Origin of the sequence: Thalassolituus alkanivorans (assembly GCF_020447205.1) — a bacterium.
In the GTDB taxonomy this organism is placed as follows: domain Bacteria; phylum Pseudomonadota; class Gammaproteobacteria; order Pseudomonadales; family Oceanobacteraceae; genus Venatoribacter; species Venatoribacter alkanivorans.
Genome location: NZ_JAJAEL010000009.1, coordinates 1 through 17,307 on the forward strand (window position 1 = coordinate 1; position 17,307 = coordinate 17,307).

Here is a 17,307-nt window from a genome sequence, read left to right on the forward strand (position 1 = left end):
CCTGCAGCGCGGCTTCCATGTCGAAGGTTGGTTTGGTCATGTGTCATCTCTGTTTTGTATAGGATAAAGAAATGACACAGAATTCTGAACACTACCTTTCGCTGAATCTATAGACTGGGGTTCCCAGAACCGATCGCGAAAAAGCACCCGAGGTCAAATCTCCTCCGGCGGAGGATTGGAACTATCTTTCAATTACATTGCTCGTACTCCGAATGTTAAAGCGAAGATAGCAGTGCAGCTCGCTGGGCAAGCAGCATCTGGTTCAGAGTTTCAGGTCGACTGCGTCGACACTGGTTGGACCTCAGGCCGCCTGCCTCTCAAGCATGGCGCAACCATCGACGTCACCCTGACAAAAGCTGGTGACAACACCTTCAAGGTATTTGTTTTCGATTCTGTAGGCGGACCCATTGCTCTGCAACAGGACAATATCGTCATTACCCGAACCGCTGCCTCAGTGGATGCAATTCCAGCCTCTCACTCGGTTGGCATTGAAGTATTGGAGAAACTTGGCGGCCGCCCCGTACTCGACTATCTGGTTCGCTCGGGTGACTCGCTGCCCAAGAAGGGGAAAAAGGTATTCAAGGCCGCTGAGTCGCTCAAATCCGGTGCCTCGGGATCGCTCAACCTGAAACTTTGGGAAGGTGAAATTGAAGACCCCATTACCGACAACCGCCCCATCGGGGTATTGAAGATTTCCGGCTCAGATTTCGATGACGGCGTGATTCCCGCCGGTGCCGATCTGGAATGTGAATACGAGATCCTGGACTCCGGCAACATCAACATTGAGGTCTCCGTGCCCTGCATCGGCGGCACCTTCCACTCCGGTAAGAACTTCTATTCCCGCCAGGAGGGACAGCTCGACTACACCGCAGCGGCCGTCATGGTTGTCGAGGAAGGCGAAAGAACGCTGAATCGCATCGACGAGATCAACGAGGTGGTGGACAACCCGAAACTGGACCAAGCACGGCAGAAACTTGAATCTGCAGTCTCGCTCGATCCAGATGAAGCGGAAACAGAGAAGTCCCAAGAGGCCATGGAGAAGGTTCTCGAGGCACGGAAACTTCTTGCCCAGGTCCGAAAGGAGCATCTGAAGGAAATCCGGCAGATTGACCTCGACGGCCTCGTGTCCTTCTTTGATGAGCATATCCGTCAACATGCCCGCCCATCTGAGGCGTCGGCCTTTGACAATCTGGCGAAAACGGCTCAACGCTCAATCGACCGCAATGACAAAGACTTCGAGCACCACCTTGATGAGCTGAAAGGCAAAAACTTCGAGATCCTCTGGCGGCAGGATTGGTTCGTGGTCGAGCGATTCAAATGGATGGTCAGCTCGCCCCACCAGTTTGCCGACAAGCACCGTTTCGAGGAACTCGCCCAGATCGGCACACAACTCATGCGCTCCGACGACATTGAAAAACTTCGCACCGTTGTCGCCCAGCTTTCGATGATTCAGATCGGCGGTGGCCCAGACAACGAGATGTTCGATGTAGCCAACATTATCAGGGGATGATTTATGGCGAACGACTTATGGCTGCCTAAAGGGTACGAGTTGCCGGATGGTTCGAAAATCCGGTCACTCCTCTATTCCGGCGACGAGTGGCAGATTTTTGATACCAATGGCTCCAACAATATTCTGGTCACGCGCCCGGAGCTGATGCGGAAGTGGAATGATTGCGGTTTTCTCGACGAATCCCTGTTCACAGAGGTCTCGTCTGGAACTGAATCTTTCCGGAGCCTGAGCAGCCATAAGAAGTACTCCCTTACTCCAGTTGAAAATGGCAAGTCACCCGAAAGCAAGGTTGATGCACTGGCCTTTGCTTTCGCCCTCAAAGAGTCTCGGAAGCTATCGCAGGATGCCTCATTTCAAGATGCTGTTTATGTGGAGCAGTACTCCAGACTGCTCCCAACCTGGACGCTGACACCCCACGTTGATGATGAAGTGGTTTTGGGTACCTGGATAACCGGAGGGGTCGTCATCTCCACCGAATCCTTCCGGCGTTTGACCAACTTGACAGGGTGGATGCCTGCTGGCGATCTGGCGGAAATTGTAAAGGCGGCAGGGTTTAGCGTACCTGCTGATGCGGGTCTACTGGCTAAGCGCAAACCCGCCTCTCAAGCCAAGACCGAAGCAAAGACCGCCATCCCCAAGGAGGCTGTCAAACCTGAACAGCCGCAAACCCAAGAAGAACCGGCCGAGGCTAAAGTATTCAGGCTTCCTGGGCGTCCACAGCTCGAAGAGTTTTTTAACGAACACGTCATCGACATCATCTTCAATGCCGAGAAATACCAGGCTTTGGGCATCGATTTTCCTTCCGCCATTGTCCTGCACGGGCCGCCAGGTTGTGGCAAGACCTTCGCTGTGGAGCGGCTTGTCGAGTTTATCGATTGGCCCAGCTACTCGATTGATTCCAACAGCGTGGGTAGTCCCTACATCCACGAAACCAGCAAGAAGATCTCCGAAGTTTTTGACAAGGCGATTGATGGCGCTCCGTCCGTCGTCGTCATCGACGAGATGGAATCTTTTCTGTCGGATAGACGCTCTGGCAGCTCGTCCGGCTTGCATCACGTCGAGGAGGTAGCGGAATTCCTTCGTCGGATTCCGGAGGCCATCAAGAACAAGGTACTGATAATCGCCATGACGAACCTGATCGAGATGATCGATCCGGCCATTCTACGTCGCGGCCGGTTCGACCACATCATCGAGGTGGGCATGCCATCGAGGGAAGAAGTGGCATCGTTGGTGGACTAACTCTTGAGCAAACTACCGAAAGCCGACGGCCTTAACGTGGACAAGATCCTCGATGCGCTCACGGGTAAGGCGCTCTCCGATTCGGCTTTTGTTATACGCGAGGCCGCACGGCTCGCTGCCAAGGCCGGGAAGACAGAACTCGATCAAGAGAGCATCGTGGCAGCGCTGAACAGCCTTCCTAAAGACCAAGAGAAAAAAAGCAGACGCATCGGATTCGTCTGGGATGACAAGTAACCGGAGGGGAGCATGGACCTTTTACAAAATCCTTTTCACATTCTGAATGCCAGCCCCCGCGATAATCGTCGTCGGATAATGGAACTGGCCGATGAACGTAGCCTTTTGCTCGACTCAAGTGAGTGCATGGAGGCGCGTTCAGAGTTGACCAACCCCCGGAAAAGGCTATCTGCTGAAGTAGCATGGTTGCCTGGCATTGGGCCGAGACGAGCCGGCGAGGTACTGACACTTCTGGAGTCCATGCCAGCTGATTTGCTTGCCCTTGACAAGTTGTCGTCAGTTGCGCGAGCCAACTTGCTTGCATCCGGCCTCGCTCGTTTGCCAAATCACAATGCCGATGACGTGGCGGAATGGATTCTCGAAATTTCATGGGCATTTGAGGATCTCGATCCTGAAGAACTGAGCGTGATCATCAACGAGGAACGGGTTGTCTCCGGGTTTCCGGAAGTATCGGACCTCTCGGCCGTCGAAGCTGAAATCCAGGAACGGCGGAGGCACTATCGCCAGGTCATCAAGGCGGCCCTCGACAACCTTTCCCCAAAAGAACTCGTGGGGGCAGTCACCGTTGCCGTTGAGTCCGCGACTGACGATGGGGAGGAGCACGGCCCTATTCTGATAGCCGATCTCATTGATTCGTATGAGGTAGAGGCACAGGGATTTCTTGACAAGGAAGAAGGAAACATAAGAGCCCTTGTCGAGAAACTGCGGGCAGCCGTTGATGCAGAACGGCCCGATTCCACATTGGCCCCAATGGTGAATCAGCTGATCCAGGTTGTGAAGAACTGGGATACCGTCGCTCAGCCGATACAGGTCAGCACGAAAAGTCGAGGGCTCGACCACGACGCCAGCCACCGCGTTGCCGGTCTGGTTCGTGGCCTGGCGATCCATATGTTCAACGAGCACGGCAAGCTCGATTTCTCGCAGCAACTCACGAACATGCTGCAGGAAGTATTCGCGGAGGTTGGTGAGGTTGCCGAACGCACCGCTGAGGACGCTGATGCACTTGGCGAGATAGCGGAGCGAAGAAAGCTAAGCCGGTTACTCGACCCGATTTCTGATCTTTGTAAAGCAGCGCTGGAGAGCTCTGAAAAGCAACCAACCTCTGCTGATAGGGAGGCGCAGAAAGTTATGAATACTGCGCCCCAGCTTATAGCGAAGTTGTCAGCATCAAAACCCGGTGCCGAAATTCTCTCGCAAGGAAAAGATGAGATTGCACTGACCCTGATGCATTGCGCAGTTGTTTACGGCAACAAAACGGAAAAGTGGAAGCCGTGCATTGCATTCCTTGAAGAGGCCTTCAAGTACGCCAGTAGCCAAGAGGTAAAATCAAGAATCCAGAAGAACCTCAGCACTGTTAGAGATAACGATAGGCTTTATGGGGACCTCATACCCATCTCATCTGCTCCGAGTCTCCATACAATAAACGGGATTGGCACAACGATGTATGGTTCAACTGACCATGACCCTGCATCAGGATCGTACCTTTCTACCCATTATTTCGTATTTTTTGCAATACCCATTTTTCCGATAAGCAGATATCGGGTAATACCAACTGGTAACGGATACCGTTTTCTCGGAAAGGCTCCGCTACGGACATTTGATAAGTGGCACATTGCAATATCTCTGGGCCTGATTGCCTGGATGTTTATTAGCATGCAATGAACGGGAGCAACAGTATGGATAAAGACAACAAACGCGGATTCTCAGGTCTCAGTGATCTAACATCGGATACCGGGACTCTCCCACAGTCTCAGCCTCGTCAAACCAGTCCACTGCCATCAGCACCACAAAAGCCGGTGTTCGCCTTGCTGGAGCTGACCAAATGGCCGACCCTTCCGGCTCCATGGTCGAGCGTCGATGCTGGCGAGACCTGGGTCTGGGGGGATTTCTTCCTGACTTTTCAGAAGAAGCCGAAGACCGTTCTTGACCTCACCATGGAAATGCAGGGGAAGAAGGCCGAGTACCGGGGGATGACCTATCACTACGCCATGTCGGTTTTCTACCGCATCGACAGGAATCCTCACGGACCATCGCACCGGCCGATCATGACCATTGCCCTCGAGCAGGCCGATATGGGCATGCTTGCCAAAATGCTCGGCAGCGAAGCTGGCGAGCTCCTTCAAGCCGAGGGTGGCAGCAAAATGGGACCGCTGATGATTGGTCTCTTCACCGGCGAGACACGCTTGAACCTTGGTGATTATGAAGGCGACACAAGCTCGCAGGCGGTCAAGCGGAGGTTTTTCGAGATCTTGGGTCGACAGTTGGGAGTAAGCGGCCAGCCAAAGATGATTGGCGATCTGGCTCAGGCGCACGGACATCCGGAAACGGGACTGCCCGCCAAAAAGAAAAACTCTGGATGTGCCCCGGTGATTCTGTTGTGCATTGGTATTGGCGGCCTGGGCGCTTGGGGGCTGACGTTCATATGAGGGAGCTCGGCATGAAATTTATGTGCGAAACGGAAGGGGTCGATGCCCATGGCTGGTGATAACGACAAGAACAAAAAGGGCTTCTCCGGGCTTTCAGACTTGGCGTCCGAGGTCAGTGGTATCGATGAGCCAATAAAGCCGGAGCCAAAAGCAGAGGCTAAGCCCTCAACGCCTAAGCAACCACCCCAGCCTCAGCGGGACACTACGACTTCCGAACCCGAGCAAAAATCTACAAGCTCTCCTCCGCCTGTCGAAACAGTAAACATTGGCAATAACGAGGGCGGCTCTGACGGCAAATGGATTTTTGGCATTATCAGTGTCATCTTTGTGATCATTGTGTTCTGGCTGATTAATAATGTAGAGCAGAGCAACAAAAAGCCTTCATATACTCAGCCATCGTCGTCACAGAGCTACGGTTCCTCGAAGAGCACACCGGCTCCGGTTACTCAAACGCAAAGCAACACCCAAAGTGCCGGGCTGCAATATACAAAGCCTTCGGTCGGCACCAACAACGTGCTGTCCGTACCGGAAATTCGCTGGTGCATCAGGGAGGGCATTCGCATTGAAGCGATGCGGGACGTCATTGATAACAATGCGGGAATCGATGAGTTCAACCGAATCGTCAACGATTACAACAGCCGCTGCGGGAGCTACAGGTATCGCGAAGGTTCCCAGTCTCGAGCTGAACGTGATGTGAAAGCCTACCGAAGCCAGATTGTCTCGGAGGCCATTCGCAAGGCCAGACAGTTGGGACGTTCCTATCCATCTGTTTCACCAGGAGTATCGACCAGCACCGCTCCCAAGAAGCCCAATGCCCAATACACCAGGGAGGCTCAACAGCTCCTAACCGATCTCGGCTACGACCCTGGACCGGTGGACGGCGATTATGGCCGCCGTACTGCCGACGCGGTGAAAGCCTTTCAGCGCGACGTTGGAATCACCCAGGATGGCTGGATTGATCAGTATCTGATTTCCGTGTTGAGGCGAGTTGCTCACTAGCGTTCCAACATAGCTCCTCCGAAAGTTGAATCGAGGCCAGCGCAAGAATCAAGAAGGTCGAGTGGAATTCCTGCGAACGCGCACATTGATTACACAGGGCGAAACTGGGTTTGCGACAGTGGTTATCAGCAGGTAGGTAACGAGTGCGTAAAATTTAAAGTTCCTGCTAATGCCAGTATTGATTACACCGGCCGCAAGTGGGTTTGCGATAGTGGATACAGACAGGTGGGAAACGAATGCGTGAAATTCGAAGTTCCTGCAAACGCCAGTGTTGACTACACCGGTCGCAAATGGGTCTGTGATAGTGGCTACCGACCGGAGGGAGATAGATGCGTCAAGTTTTTCGTTCCTGCAAATGCCAGTGTTGATTACACCGGCCGCAAATGGGTCTGTGACAGTGGCTATCAACGCGCAGGTGACAAATGCGTTTCCATTTTCGGGCAATAATTCATGCCCTGGACTTCGGAACACACTAAATGGCTCGTCGATACTGACGAGGGACGGAAGACCGCCGACGGCAAGAAGGTCGAGGTCTGGGAGTTCCGTCATGAGAACGACGAGGCAGTGCTCTCCACATGGGCGAAACACTTCCGAAATCATATTGCTTTGACGGCGAAATAGATTGTTGGCACAGAGGGTGCGGGTGTTCTCGCGGGGAGTATCTATACCCTTCTTAATTGAAGTTGCAGCGTTGTTGACAGACACTCACAAACACATGACATAGTATCTATGTTCACGAAGTGCTCAGAGGATTTGTTCGTTGGTCGCCTGCCTGCAACTCCAAGTTGTTTGGTATAAATACCACAAAGTTTTCCGACCCCAAAGCTGCACTAGGTCCCAGCATACGCGCTGGCGATTTCGGCGACGATTTTCTTGAATATCTATTCGGCTACTGGGTTCCACGCACTCGCTATAGTGACAAAACCATCCGGAACTAGTCGACAAAAGGCAGTCACATCGGCTTTCATATCGTCAAGGATGGCAAAGCCTCTTCGAAGGATAGGCTGGAGATCTTTGAAGTGAAGGCGCAATTCTCAGGAAAGAAGGCCAAGGCGAGACTTCAAGATATGTAGTCAGTATTGGCGCTACGCTTTGAAGCCTGAGCCATACCTAATACTAACAATACAGCAGTCGCATTATCCGGTTATTCAACTGCTTTCAGTCTGTCAATTGGATAATCATAGAGACATCCAGCACCAACGGCCTTACCTCATAGAAACAACCAATCAATAAACTAGGGTCCTCATTCAGGGTAGTTTGATGCCCCCTCGCCCTGAGCTACAAACTTTTTTGATGATCATTTTCCCTTCAAAAATATAGACGAAAGTGTTTGTTGATCTCCTGATACACACAAACCAATTTGTTGATCGTTTTAAGGATTATTTGATCAACAAAGGATTTTATCCGACTAAGGTGCGTATTCCAGATCACGGTTGCCACTGATTCCATGTGAAGCCTGCAGGTAGGCTGCACTGTTCTGTGCCTCGCGCAATCAGATGAATCGGCGGTTTGAACACCTCATCCAGATGGATGATCCAGTGCGCCATACTGGTGCGGCCACCTCGTGGCCCAGACGTTTGAATATCTGCTCTTGCCGTTAAAACGGCAGTACATCGGCATATTTGGAGCTGATCAGGAGGCCAACAGAGCCGAGATGGCGCTGCATTTGCCCAGCAGGTGTGTCGGGCGAGCCGCAGCTCAATACGCTGACGCAGCAAAGCGCGATGAGGACACTTGGATGCAGACGCGCAGCAGGGGGGATCGTCTGCAACAGCTTCATTATTCTCCGGGAGTTGATCCCGCTGCTGATCGATCTCGACTTGCAGTTCCGGCTCATCGAGGACGAAGGCCAAACACAAAAGTTACCAACTTTTTTTGTATGAAATTTTTCTATTACAGACCCTATCCGCCTAGAAAGTTACCAACTTTATTTTTTACTGTGTTATTTTTTAGCGGTAAAACAAGGCCTGGAAGGGGTTTTAGTTACCAACTTTATTTTGATACTACAACCGACTCACTGCCCGGACTGTCTGAATATGCTCAGAAAATTACTCACCGCCACGCTGCTGTACTGCTTTCTGCCAGCGGTGCAGGCCGCCCCGGACTTCGCTCAGCTGCGCATTCAGGCGCAGCTGTCCGGCGATACTTATCTGGCCGACAGCGAACGGGAAAGTCAGCTGAAGCAGCAGGGGCAGACGCTGATTCATCAGGTCACGCTGGCGGATTCGCAGGTCAGTTATTTTCTCAGTCAGGGCAATGGCGTGCAGACCATCGCGATCCGTGGCACCGCCAATCTGGCGAATGTGATGGTCGATCTGGATATTGAATTTCAGCCGGACGAGCGTCTGGGCATCACCCTGCACAACGGTTTCCGCAGTGCCGCCGAGGCGGTGTTTAACGATGTCAGGCCACGACTGGTTGCCGGCATGCCGGTGCAGATTACCGGTCATAGTCTGGGCGGCGCCATTGCGGTCGTGCTGGCGATGTATTTAAAACACGATACGGCAATGCAGATAACGCAGGTGATTACTTTCGGCCAGCCCAAGGCCACCAACGTTACCGGGGCAGATCTCTACGCCAGTATTCCGCTGATACGGGTCGTCACCCAGAAAGATCTGGTGCCATTAGTGCCGCCACTCAGTCCGCTGCAGATTAAAGACCTGGATGTTTACTGGCACATGGGCGAAGAAATTATTCTGCTCGGCGGCCAGCAGTATTCTCAGACCCGCGGCTTAAAAAGCATGCTGCGTGCGACCAAGCTGAGTACAGCGCTGCCGGATGAAAGCAACCTGCAGGCGCATCAGATCGCCACCTATCAGACACTGATCGGTGAGCTGCTGCAGTCAGCGCAGGAAGTGCCTTACCAGATGGAAATCAATCTGTTCGGGCTGTCGATTAATTAACCGGCAGCCTTAAAAGCTCCAGCGGATGGTGCTTTCCAGCCGGTTCTGATCATAACTCGCGGCAGCAAAATCAGACTGGCGGTCATCGCGCTGCAGACTGACCGACCACTGCCAGCGCTGACTGAGTTGCCAGCGGCTGCTGATCTCCAGACGCTGGCGCTGCTCCGTCACATCATCGTACTGACGCTGTTCCAGCCGCGCCCTCAGATGATTCACCACACTGAGCCCAAACCAGCGGCTGCGATGTCTGAGCGACAGCCGTCCGATACCAGCCTGATAACTGTAAACCTGAGCATTCGCCTGTTCATCCACCCCCTGTATCAGAGCGCTGAGCGATAAGCCGCTGCGGCGGAAAAACCAGTACAACTGCAGACGGGCAGCGCTGCGCTCACTGTCGCGGGCGCTGTTTTGTTCGTAGGTTTTGCGCATAAAATCGAACTGGGTGCGCACATACAGAGATTCGGACGGGATAAAGCCCAGTGCCGGGCTGATACGTTCGAGCTGCATATAACTCTGGCCATCCACATCTGCGGTGGCCGCAATCAGCGCCACATCGGTGGCCAGCACATCACCCTGATAACCAAAGCGCAGCAGGCCGGTCTGCAGACGGTTGTCGTATTCGCTGTAAACCTGCCAGCGCTGTTCTTTCAGCCAGTAGCTGGTCTCAAACTGCACACCACGACGCCCCGCCGTACGCCAGCCAAGCGAAGCTTCCAGTGCATGATAACTGTCGCCCAGGCCAGCATTGATATCGGTAACGTCGGGGGCAACATTGGAGTCGTAGCCGGCACCGGCGGCCAGCCCGAGCTGCAGTCCGGCCTTTGCCTGAGCGGCAAACACCAGTAATAAGATAAGCAGCAGCCCCCGCTGCCGGAATGCTCCGCGCAGGGGGGCTGCTGTTGGGGCTGCTATAGGATTGAGCAAAATATCAGTCATCAATTTCCATCGACTGCACGATCAGAACCTGACCGTCGAATGAGCCTTCAATTTCTACCATACTGCCGCTCACCAGAGAGGACAGCATGGACGGATCCTGCGCGCTGACATCCAGCGTCAGCCCCAGCAACACAACAGTACCGGCACTCAGGTCGATGGCTGACACAGGGGCTTTCAGTTCCACCTTATTGCTGGCGTCAACACGTTCCAGCAACTGTGCACGGTACTGACCGGCCGTGGTTTCTTCGAGCAGCAGCTCAACATGGTCACCGGGCTGCAGCATGCTCAGATTAAAGTACACTTCATCGTCACGGTCATCACGCACGCGGGTACGCAGGTCAGCATTGATAGTAATGCCCATCACCGTCAGGGTGTTTTCAGTTGTCGCCTGCACCACACCTTCGAGTTCAATTTCCGGTGCTTCTTCAAACTCGATTTCTTCAGCCAGCAGCACGCCGTCGGTACCGACAACGCCTTCAACCTCAACCATTACACCCGCCTGTAAAGCCGACTGGTCGCCGTCATCAAATTCGGTCTCGCTGTCAAAACGTACCGTCATACCATTTAAAACAAACTGGTTGTTGTCTGCATCGACTGCGGTAACCGCACCGGACATCTCCAGCTCGGTGTCTTCTTCGAAATCGCTGTCTTCCGCTTCAATTTCGCTGGCAACCAGCACGTCGCCATCCAGGGTTCCTTCAACTTCAACCTGCATGCCATCGCTCAGCGTGGCGCCATCCAGATCCAGCGTCGCAACACTGGCATAGCTGATCAGCTGAGAACCGATCAGGAAAGTCTGTGCAGAACTGTCGAGGCCGGCCACAACACCGGTCAGTTCTTCCGGGCTCTGGTCTGCATCGTCCGCGGCGATAAAGCTGGCGATGATGCGTCCTTCACCGGCGCTGTAACCGCTCACTTCAACGCGCTGGCCTACGGTCAGAGTCGCCAGATCAAGGTCTTCGAAAATGGTCATCGCATCAGTAACAACGGTTTGGCCCAGCACCGTCAGCGTACCCGAGGCGCTATCAACTGCCGTCACCGTACCTTCCACACTGACGTCATAAATAATTTCGGCAGCAACACCTTCTGCGCCATTGTGGTTGCCAATGATGGTGACCACCTGACCAACTCGCAGATCCGCCTGAATACCGGCACGGTCATCCACCGTAAACTGAGTGCGATCGCTGTTAAAGTGCACGCCGTTAACAATCACGCTGCCAAAGCCGTCGATAACACCGCGTGTTACCTGTTTGCCATTCTCTTTGGCAGAAGAAGAGGAACCCCCACAAGCGGTTACCAGCAGCGTACCAGCCAGACAAACGGCAACGGACAGAAGATGTTTTTTCATAGCAATACTCTCTCGTTTATTTCAGTGAACTCACTGGTAAAAACGCCGGGAGCTGCAAAATATTCCATCAAATATTGTTAATTTTCGTTAAAGAGCGACGACATAAGGCCAAAGCCGAAAACCGGATCGCGTCCGGCCTCACCCAGATCCAGAGCCTGACGGGCTAAACGTTCGCGCTCTGTCTGGCAGTCCTCAGCCGGGCGCGAAGCCAGTACCGCCGTGGCCAGCGCCGTGGCAAAAGAAGTACCGGACATCACCCCGTTGCCGTCAGCTGTTACGACCCGGAGGTTTACCCCCGGCAATGCAAACTCAACATGTTCGCCCTGTACTGCCCGGTTAAAAATCCGCTGCTGCTCATCCACCGCGGTAATGGCAATCACCTCCGCATAGGCTGCCGGATAACGCGGAAAGGCGGCCGCACCGTCATTGCCCACCGATGACAACAACTGCACACCACGCGCCTGCACCTGAGTCAGCACCCGTTGCAGCAAGGGGTTAGGTGGGCCAGAGAGCGACATATTGATCAGCTCCACCTCATTCTGTAACAGCCAGTCCAGACCGGCGATCAGCTGACCGGCACTGGCCTGTACCGGCCCGTCCGCCGAGCGGGCAAACACCACCGCATTGACCAGCCGTACTGAGGTCAGCAACCCCGGAACCGCACAGCCGGAGTTGGCCGCCAGCAGACCGGCGATGGCCGTGCCGTGGCGGCTGTCGGGCAATGCATCCGCGGCATGAAACTCACGCTGCGCGATATTCACACCGGCAAAGCAGGGGTGCGCCATATCGATGCCGGAATCCATCATACCGATAATACGCTGTGCCGTTCTGGCCTGCGCCCAGCCCAGCGCATCCGCTGCATACAGACCGGAATCCGCTGCGGGTTTCTGCGCTGCGTTCGGAGCCGCATCACCGTCGAGCCGGTAGTAGTGATCCGGCGCAACCGTATCCTGCAACGCTTTCTGCTGCTCTGGCAGCTCCGGCATTTCGTCAAACGTGATCAGATGCAGCCCCAGCGCTGGCAGAGGCTCAGCAGCAACAGCATTAACCCCCTGTGCCTGCAGCGCCTGCCATTCTTCCGCACTTAATAACGCAATAAAGCGCTCGGATTCGGTTTCATCAAAGGCCCCTTCCAGCTGCCCTTCCAGCTCGTCCAACTGCCGGGCTGCCAGAATATGCTGCAGCTTATCTTCCAGTTCCTCTTCACGGTCATCCAGAGAATCGTCCAGCTTGTCTTCCAGCTCATCCTCAAGCTCGTCTTCCAGGTCATCATCGAGCTCGTCTTCCATGCGCTCCTCAAGAGCATCTTCAAGCCGGTCTTCGAGCTCTTCCTGAGCATCAAGCATCTCTTCCAGCTGTTCCTCCAGACGCTCTTCCAGCAGTTCTTCCTGCTCCTCCAGATCGTCGTCCGGATCACTGTCCGCCAGCAGCGGCAGAGGCATGACTAATAAAATGTACAGCAGCCAAAACACTTTCACTCTAAACTCCCGCTGTCTGTGCTTATTCCGGTATCACCAGCCCGTGTAAAACGCTGGGTTACCCGGTTACTTCTCTCTTTAACGATTAACTGGCCGGAATATTTCCTGCGCATGGAATAAAACTTCATGTCCTGCGTTTACCTGATATGAATATTCAGCATCAAAACTTTCAGCAGCAATTACTGGCAGCGCTTCCGGCAATCCGACGCTATTGCCTGGCACTTACCGCTCAGCAACACAGTGCCGATGATCTGCTTCAGGCAACGGTGGAGCGGGCACTGGCGCGCTGGCAACAATATCAGGCAGACACCCACTTTGATCGTTGGTTATACCGTCTCTGCCGCAACCTTTGGATTGATACCATGCGCCGGGAAAAACCAAGCGACAGTCTGGATGAAGAGCATGACACCGTGCTTTCCAGCAGTAATCTCGCCGAACAGTACGAAACCCATACCACGCTGGCCAGGGTGCAGGCACACATGCAGCAGTTAAGCGAAGTGCTGCGCACCACACTTTATCTGGTCGCAGTTGAAGGCCACAGCTATCAGGAAGCGGCCGACATAATGGAAGTACCGGTCGGTACCATCATGAGCCGCCTTGCCCGCGCCCGCCAACAGCTCAGTCTGGCACTGTAGGAGAACAGCATGCATACCATCAGCGACGAACAGTTATCGGCCTTTATTGATAAGGCTTTACCCGACAGCGAAATGCATCATATCAATAACTTGCTGGCGGAGTCTGCGGAACTCAGGGAGCGCCTGCACAAACTGCAACAGGCCGATGAGATGGCACGGCAGTTTTTTGCCAGTCAGGATGATATCCCCCTGCCAGCCGGCCTGCTGGAACAGATTCAGGCGCACCGGCCCGAAGCGGAGGTAGTGCAATTCCAGCCGCGCGTACGCTGGCCCTGGGCCATTGCCGCCAGTGTCGTGCTGAGCGTTGGTCTGGTCTGGCAACTGCTGTCACCAGCGGCCTACACCGCAACCGACCGCGCGTTACTCAGCATGAGTTCCGGCAGCGTAAAAATTATGAACGCAGAGGAACGCCTTGAAATTACCCGCTCAGAGCTGAACAGCGCTGGCCAGTTCTGCCGGTACTTTATTGTGCATACCCCGGCCAGATCAGAAGAGAGCAGCGCCTGCTGGCAGGGTGAGCAGTGGCTTTATCACCCGCCGGGAAGCAGCCGTCAGTACCAGCCTGCCGGCGCCAGCGAACAGCCAGCGCAAAGCCTGAGCGCCGACGAGGAAGAACGCTGGCTGCGTAACCTGTCGCAGCAGACACAGGCCGACTGAGCAGAGAACTTAAGCCGGGGAGCTTTCCTGCTCCCCGACAGTGCCCAGCCGCTGATGCAGCCAGGCCAGTGCCAGCAGCGCCAGTCCCAGCCCCATAAAGGACGCCACCCGCCACAGCCCGGTCAGGCCAGCCATATCGATCAGGAACAGCTTGGCCACGACCACCAGCAACAGCACCATACCGCCACGGTAAATATCGCGGCTGGACAACCAGCGCCCCAGCGTCAGCGCGCCCGCGGCCAGCAGCATCCACACCACGGAATAGGTGTAGAGTTCGCCATCCGGGGTGTAGTTACTCAGGCTCATACCGGCATCGCCCTGCCAGATCTGGCGGATTTCCAGCGAGATAAACCAGAGCGCATTCAGCCCGGCGGCCAGTGCGGCAAAACGGCCGTACTGCGCCGGCAGCTGACGCCACAGCGCCAGCATAATCAGCGTCGGCAGACCGTAGCTGAGCAACAGCAGGTTAAACAGTGGCGTCGAACCGATATTGCCACCGCTCCACAGCGGGTTTTCGGCCAGTAGCAACACAAACAGATAGGTGGCTGCAGCCGCTGCCAGATGCAGCAGCCCCACCACCTGATAGAAGCGCGGCAGCTGTTCGCTTAAGCGTGCGCGCCACAGGTAAATCACCGCCGCACAACCCCAGATCAGCACGTCGAGGCTGGCTTCGAGAAAGCTGAATTCGTGATGGAAAATATCGCCGTCATACAGCCAGTAACGCACTTCCGCAGCCAGCGTCAGCACCAGCAGCTGCGCGGCACCACCCTGCAGCCAGGGCTGCATTTTCACTTCATGGCGCAGAATCCAGGCTGCCGCTGCGGCGCAAAGCGTGGCGCCACCATAGGTCCAGAGTGACCAGTGAGTGCCGGCATCGTAGCTCAGCAGCCAGGGGTTAAAGGTCAGACGCACAACCACCAGCAACAGCACGGCGCGGATAATCCACGCCATCAGTGGCAGCTGATAACGTTGCTGCAGCCAGGCCAGCGACACCAGCTGCAGGGCAAACGCCAGCGTCAGGGTCGCTTCGGCCAGCCAGATAACCGCTGCCAGTGACAGACCCAGATGCGCCACGCTGATCAGAATCACGCTGATCAGCGGCCGGGCATCGCCATACTGCAGCTGATTTCTGTTAGCCAGCCACAGATACAGCATGCCCAGTACCAGCGCCACCAGTCCCCAGGCCCAGTCGAGGCGGAAATCGGTAAACAGGTAATAACCCAGCGCCAGCATCAGCAGTGGTACCGCACAGCCCAACCCGGTCCAGAAAGCGGGGTAAGGTACGCGCATACGCAGCAGCCAGAGCGCACTGCCACTGTACAGCAGAGTCAGCCACAGAAAACGCACGCCCAGCTGCGCCTGTCCGGCGGCATCCGGGCCAAGCAGCACCAGCTCATCACCCATGTACGTCAGCATGGGTATAACCGTCGCCAGCACAATCAACAGTAATGGCAGCGCCGCCAGCGGATTCAGTTCCGGGCGACGGCTGGCCGCCAGCAGCATCAGTACCGGCAATGCCAGTAAGGTGAAGTAACCCGATGCGATCACACCTTCGCCGGCGAGGGTAAACCCCTGCGCCAGCAGCACCAGCAACACACCCGGCAAAGCAGGCCAGTGCGGATCGGCACGCCAGCTCTGCACACGCTGCCACCAGCTGTCTGCGCTGGCCGACTCATCGTCGTTGCCCTGATGACGGTTCTGCAGCAGCCAGTCAAAGTCCGGAACCGCAAGGAACATATAGGCCAGCGCCAGCAGGTAGAGAGAACGCACGCCCATGGCAGGCTCGGTTGCCAGACTGATCATCCACCATAAAAGAGAGCCGGTAATCACACCGATCCACAGCCAGCGTTGCTGCACATAGGCCAGCAACCAGAGCGAGAACAGCGTCAGAATGCTGATATACACCAGCGCCAGTTCAATCTGCCCCGAACCACTGCTGAGCAGAATCGGCACCAGATAACCACCGAGCATGCCCAGCGCCGCCAGCACCGGGCCATGCCGCAGTGCCAGTGCCAGCGTGGCAAAAGACACCAGCGCCATGCCGGTAAACACCAGTCCGGGCGATGTGCCCGGCAATAATTTGAAGGCTGCAAATAACGCAGAATAGAGAATGATGCTGGCGCCACCGGCCAGAGCAGCAAAGACGTTGTTCTGCCCTTTGTTACGCCGCAGCCACTCGGCTGCAACATGCAGGCCGATACCCGCCAGCAACGACAGCACTACGCGGGTTTCCGGTCCCAACAGACCCTGTTCGATGGAGTATCGCACCATAAACACGCCGGCCAGACCTACGCAGATACCACCGAGCCAGACCATCCAGTTGTTGCGGATGTTCTGCAGCAGGCGCTCAAGCAGATCCGGTTCGCGGCTTGCTGTCCCGGGAGAGTGAGCAGCAGAAGCTGCCGGCGCCTGATAAGAAGGTGCGGTCGGTGAATACACCGGCAGTTCAGCAGCAGGCTCAGATTCTGGTGCGGATACGGGTTCAGATACTGGCTCAGAAACATGAGCAGGCGGCATCGCGCTGGCGGCAACCTCAGTCTGTCCGGTTGCCGTAGCAGTCGCTGTTTGTTGCGCAGAACCGACCGCTGTCGGTGGCGGCGAAGTAACCGGGCGCTCAGCTTCTGCTGGTTTTTCCCGGCTGGCCGTCAGGCGGCGCAGAGCGGCTTCCAGCTGCCCGATACGCTGCTCCAGCGTACTGACTTTAAAGAACGCCACCACACCGAGAACCAGCGCTCCCAGCAAGGCGACGGCAAGCAGAAGCGTCAGAGTGACAAATTCATCCATAAACACCATTCACTTTCATTGACTGATAACTCAGCAGGAGACTATACGCAATCCGCCCTGCCGCTGTCCTGATCTTTGCTCAGGAGCCGAAGCGCCAGAGTATAACGCCAGCAGCACGGGAAAAGGTGACCTGAGCCTCAGGCTGATCAGCCCAGCAG

General features: G+C 55.3%; 14 protein-coding genes. 9 read left to right on the forward strand and 5 right to left on the reverse strand.

The window, feature by feature from the left end:
* Positions 1-175: 175 nt before the first annotated feature.
* The 6 genes from LGT44_RS06430 to LGT44_RS06455 are packed head-to-tail and all read left to right on the forward strand — an operon-like array spanning position 176 to position 6,408.
* Complete coding sequence (locus LGT44_RS06430; RefSeq protein ID WP_230331800.1) at positions 176-1,510, forward strand: hypothetical protein; 1,335 nt, start codon at positions 176-178, stop codon at positions 1,508-1,510.
* 3 nt (positions 1,511-1,513) lie between these two features.
* Positions 1,514-2,749 (forward strand): ATP-binding protein, encoded by a 1,236-nt coding sequence (locus tag LGT44_RS06435; RefSeq protein ID WP_230331799.1) that lies wholly within the window; start codon positions 1,514-1,516, stop codon positions 2,747-2,749.
* A gap of 3 nt (positions 2,750-2,752) precedes the next feature.
* The gene (locus LGT44_RS06440; RefSeq protein WP_230331798.1) at positions 2,753-2,983 is read left to right on the forward strand and encodes a hypothetical protein; all 231 of its coding nucleotides are present in this window, start codon (positions 2,753-2,755) and stop codon (positions 2,981-2,983) included.
* A gap of 12 nt (positions 2,984-2,995) precedes the next feature.
* A complete protein-coding gene (locus LGT44_RS06445) occupies positions 2,996-4,645 on the forward strand; it encodes a hypothetical protein (protein ID WP_230331797.1) in 1,650 nt (549 codons plus the stop codon).
* A 14-nt stretch (positions 4,646-4,659) separates the two neighbouring features.
* Positions 4,660-5,409, forward strand: coding sequence for a hypothetical protein (locus LGT44_RS06450; RefSeq protein WP_230331796.1), 750 nt, complete (start codon positions 4,660-4,662; stop codon positions 5,407-5,409).
* A 48-nt stretch (positions 5,410-5,457) separates the two neighbouring features.
* Positions 5,458-6,408 (forward strand): peptidoglycan-binding domain-containing protein, encoded by a 951-nt coding sequence (locus LGT44_RS06455; RefSeq protein ID WP_230331795.1) that lies wholly within the window; start codon positions 5,458-5,460, stop codon positions 6,406-6,408.
* Between the two features lie 1,597 nt (positions 6,409-8,005).
* Here the strand turns inward: LGT44_RS06455 and LGT44_RS06460 are convergent.
* Positions 8,006-8,188 (reverse strand): hypothetical protein, encoded by a 183-nt coding sequence (locus tag LGT44_RS06460; RefSeq protein ID WP_230331794.1) that lies wholly within the window; start codon positions 8,186-8,188, stop codon positions 8,006-8,008.
* Positions 8,189-8,444: 256 nt separating this feature from the next.
* Between LGT44_RS06460 and LGT44_RS06465 the strand changes: the two genes are divergently transcribed.
* Positions 8,445-9,311, forward strand: a complete 867-nt coding sequence (locus tag LGT44_RS06465) for a lipase family protein (RefSeq protein ID WP_230331793.1) — start codon at positions 8,445-8,447, stop codon at positions 9,309-9,311.
* A 9-nt stretch (positions 9,312-9,320) separates the two neighbouring features.
* Here LGT44_RS06465 and LGT44_RS06470 read toward each other — a convergent pair whose 3' ends face one another.
* The 3 genes from LGT44_RS06470 to LGT44_RS20120 all read right to left on the reverse strand — a co-directional run bounded on the left by LGT44_RS06470 (position 9,321) and on the right by LGT44_RS20120 (position 13,073).
* On the reverse strand, positions 9,321-10,247 hold the full coding sequence (locus LGT44_RS06470; protein ID WP_230331792.1) for a hypothetical protein: 927 nt from the start codon (positions 10,245-10,247) through the stop codon (positions 9,321-9,323).
* A complete protein-coding gene (locus LGT44_RS06475; RefSeq protein ID WP_230331791.1) occupies positions 10,240-11,595 on the reverse strand; it encodes a DUF5666 domain-containing protein in 1,356 nt (451 codons plus the stop codon). The genes LGT44_RS06470 and LGT44_RS06475 overlap by 8 nt, the downstream gene beginning before the upstream one ends.
* A gap of 77 nt (positions 11,596-11,672) precedes the next feature.
* Positions 11,673-13,073 carry a S8 family serine peptidase gene (locus tag LGT44_RS20120; protein WP_230331790.1) on the reverse strand — a complete coding sequence of 467 codons (1,401 nt, stop codon included), beginning with the start codon at positions 13,071-13,073 and terminating at the stop codon, positions 11,673-11,675.
* 146 nt (positions 13,074-13,219) lie between these two features.
* Here LGT44_RS20120 and LGT44_RS06485 point away from each other — a divergent pair, with 146 nt between their 5' ends.
* Positions 13,220-13,708 (forward strand): RNA polymerase sigma factor, encoded by a 489-nt coding sequence (locus LGT44_RS06485; RefSeq protein ID WP_230331789.1) that lies wholly within the window; start codon positions 13,220-13,222, stop codon positions 13,706-13,708.
* Between the two features lie 9 nt (positions 13,709-13,717).
* A complete protein-coding gene (locus LGT44_RS06490) occupies positions 13,718-14,365 on the forward strand; it encodes an anti-sigma factor family protein (RefSeq protein WP_230331788.1) in 648 nt (215 codons plus the stop codon).
* A gap of 9 nt (positions 14,366-14,374) precedes the next feature.
* Here the strand turns inward: LGT44_RS06490 and LGT44_RS06495 are convergent, their stop codons facing one another.
* The gene (locus LGT44_RS06495) at positions 14,375-17,149 is read right to left on the reverse strand and encodes a DUF2339 domain-containing protein (RefSeq protein WP_230331787.1); all 2,775 of its coding nucleotides are present in this window, start codon (positions 17,147-17,149) and stop codon (positions 14,375-14,377) included.
* Positions 17,150-17,307 lie beyond the last annotated feature (158 nt).

What these genes read in the sequence shown, in the direction of transcription:
- LGT44_RS06435 (WP_230331799.1), top strand. Translation starts at nt 1,514, where the DNA reads ATGGCGAACGACTTATGGCTGCCTAAAGGGTACGAGTTGCCGGATGGT.
- LGT44_RS06445 (WP_230331797.1), top strand. Translation starts at nt 2,996, where the DNA reads ATGGACCTTTTACAAAATCCTTTTCACATTCTGAATGCCAGCCCCCGC.
- LGT44_RS06450 (WP_230331796.1), top strand. Translation starts at nt 4,660, where the DNA reads ATGGATAAAGACAACAAACGCGGATTCTCAGGTCTCAGTGATCTAACA.
- LGT44_RS06455 (WP_230331795.1), top strand. Translation starts at nt 5,458, where the DNA reads ATGGCTGGTGATAACGACAAGAACAAAAAGGGCTTCTCCGGGCTTTCA.
- LGT44_RS06460 (WP_230331794.1), bottom strand. Translation starts at nt 8,188, where the DNA reads ATGAAGCTGTTGCAGACGATCCCCCCTGCTGCGCGTCTGCATCCAAGT.
- LGT44_RS06465 (WP_230331793.1), top strand. Translation starts at nt 8,445, where the DNA reads ATGCTCAGAAAATTACTCACCGCCACGCTGCTGTACTGCTTTCTGCCA.
- LGT44_RS06470 (WP_230331792.1), bottom strand. Translation starts at nt 10,247, where the DNA reads ATGACTGATATTTTGCTCAATCCTATAGCAGCCCCAACAGCAGCCCCC.
- LGT44_RS06475 (WP_230331791.1), bottom strand. Translation starts at nt 11,595, where the DNA reads ATGAAAAAACATCTTCTGTCCGTTGCCGTTTGTCTGGCTGGTACGCTG.
- LGT44_RS06485 (WP_230331789.1), top strand. Translation starts at nt 13,220, where the DNA reads ATGAATATTCAGCATCAAAACTTTCAGCAGCAATTACTGGCAGCGCTT.
- LGT44_RS06490 (WP_230331788.1), top strand. Translation starts at nt 13,718, where the DNA reads ATGCATACCATCAGCGACGAACAGTTATCGGCCTTTATTGATAAGGCT.
- LGT44_RS06495 (WP_230331787.1), bottom strand. Translation starts at nt 17,149, where the DNA reads ATGGATGAATTTGTCACTCTGACGCTTCTGCTTGCCGTCGCCTTGCTG.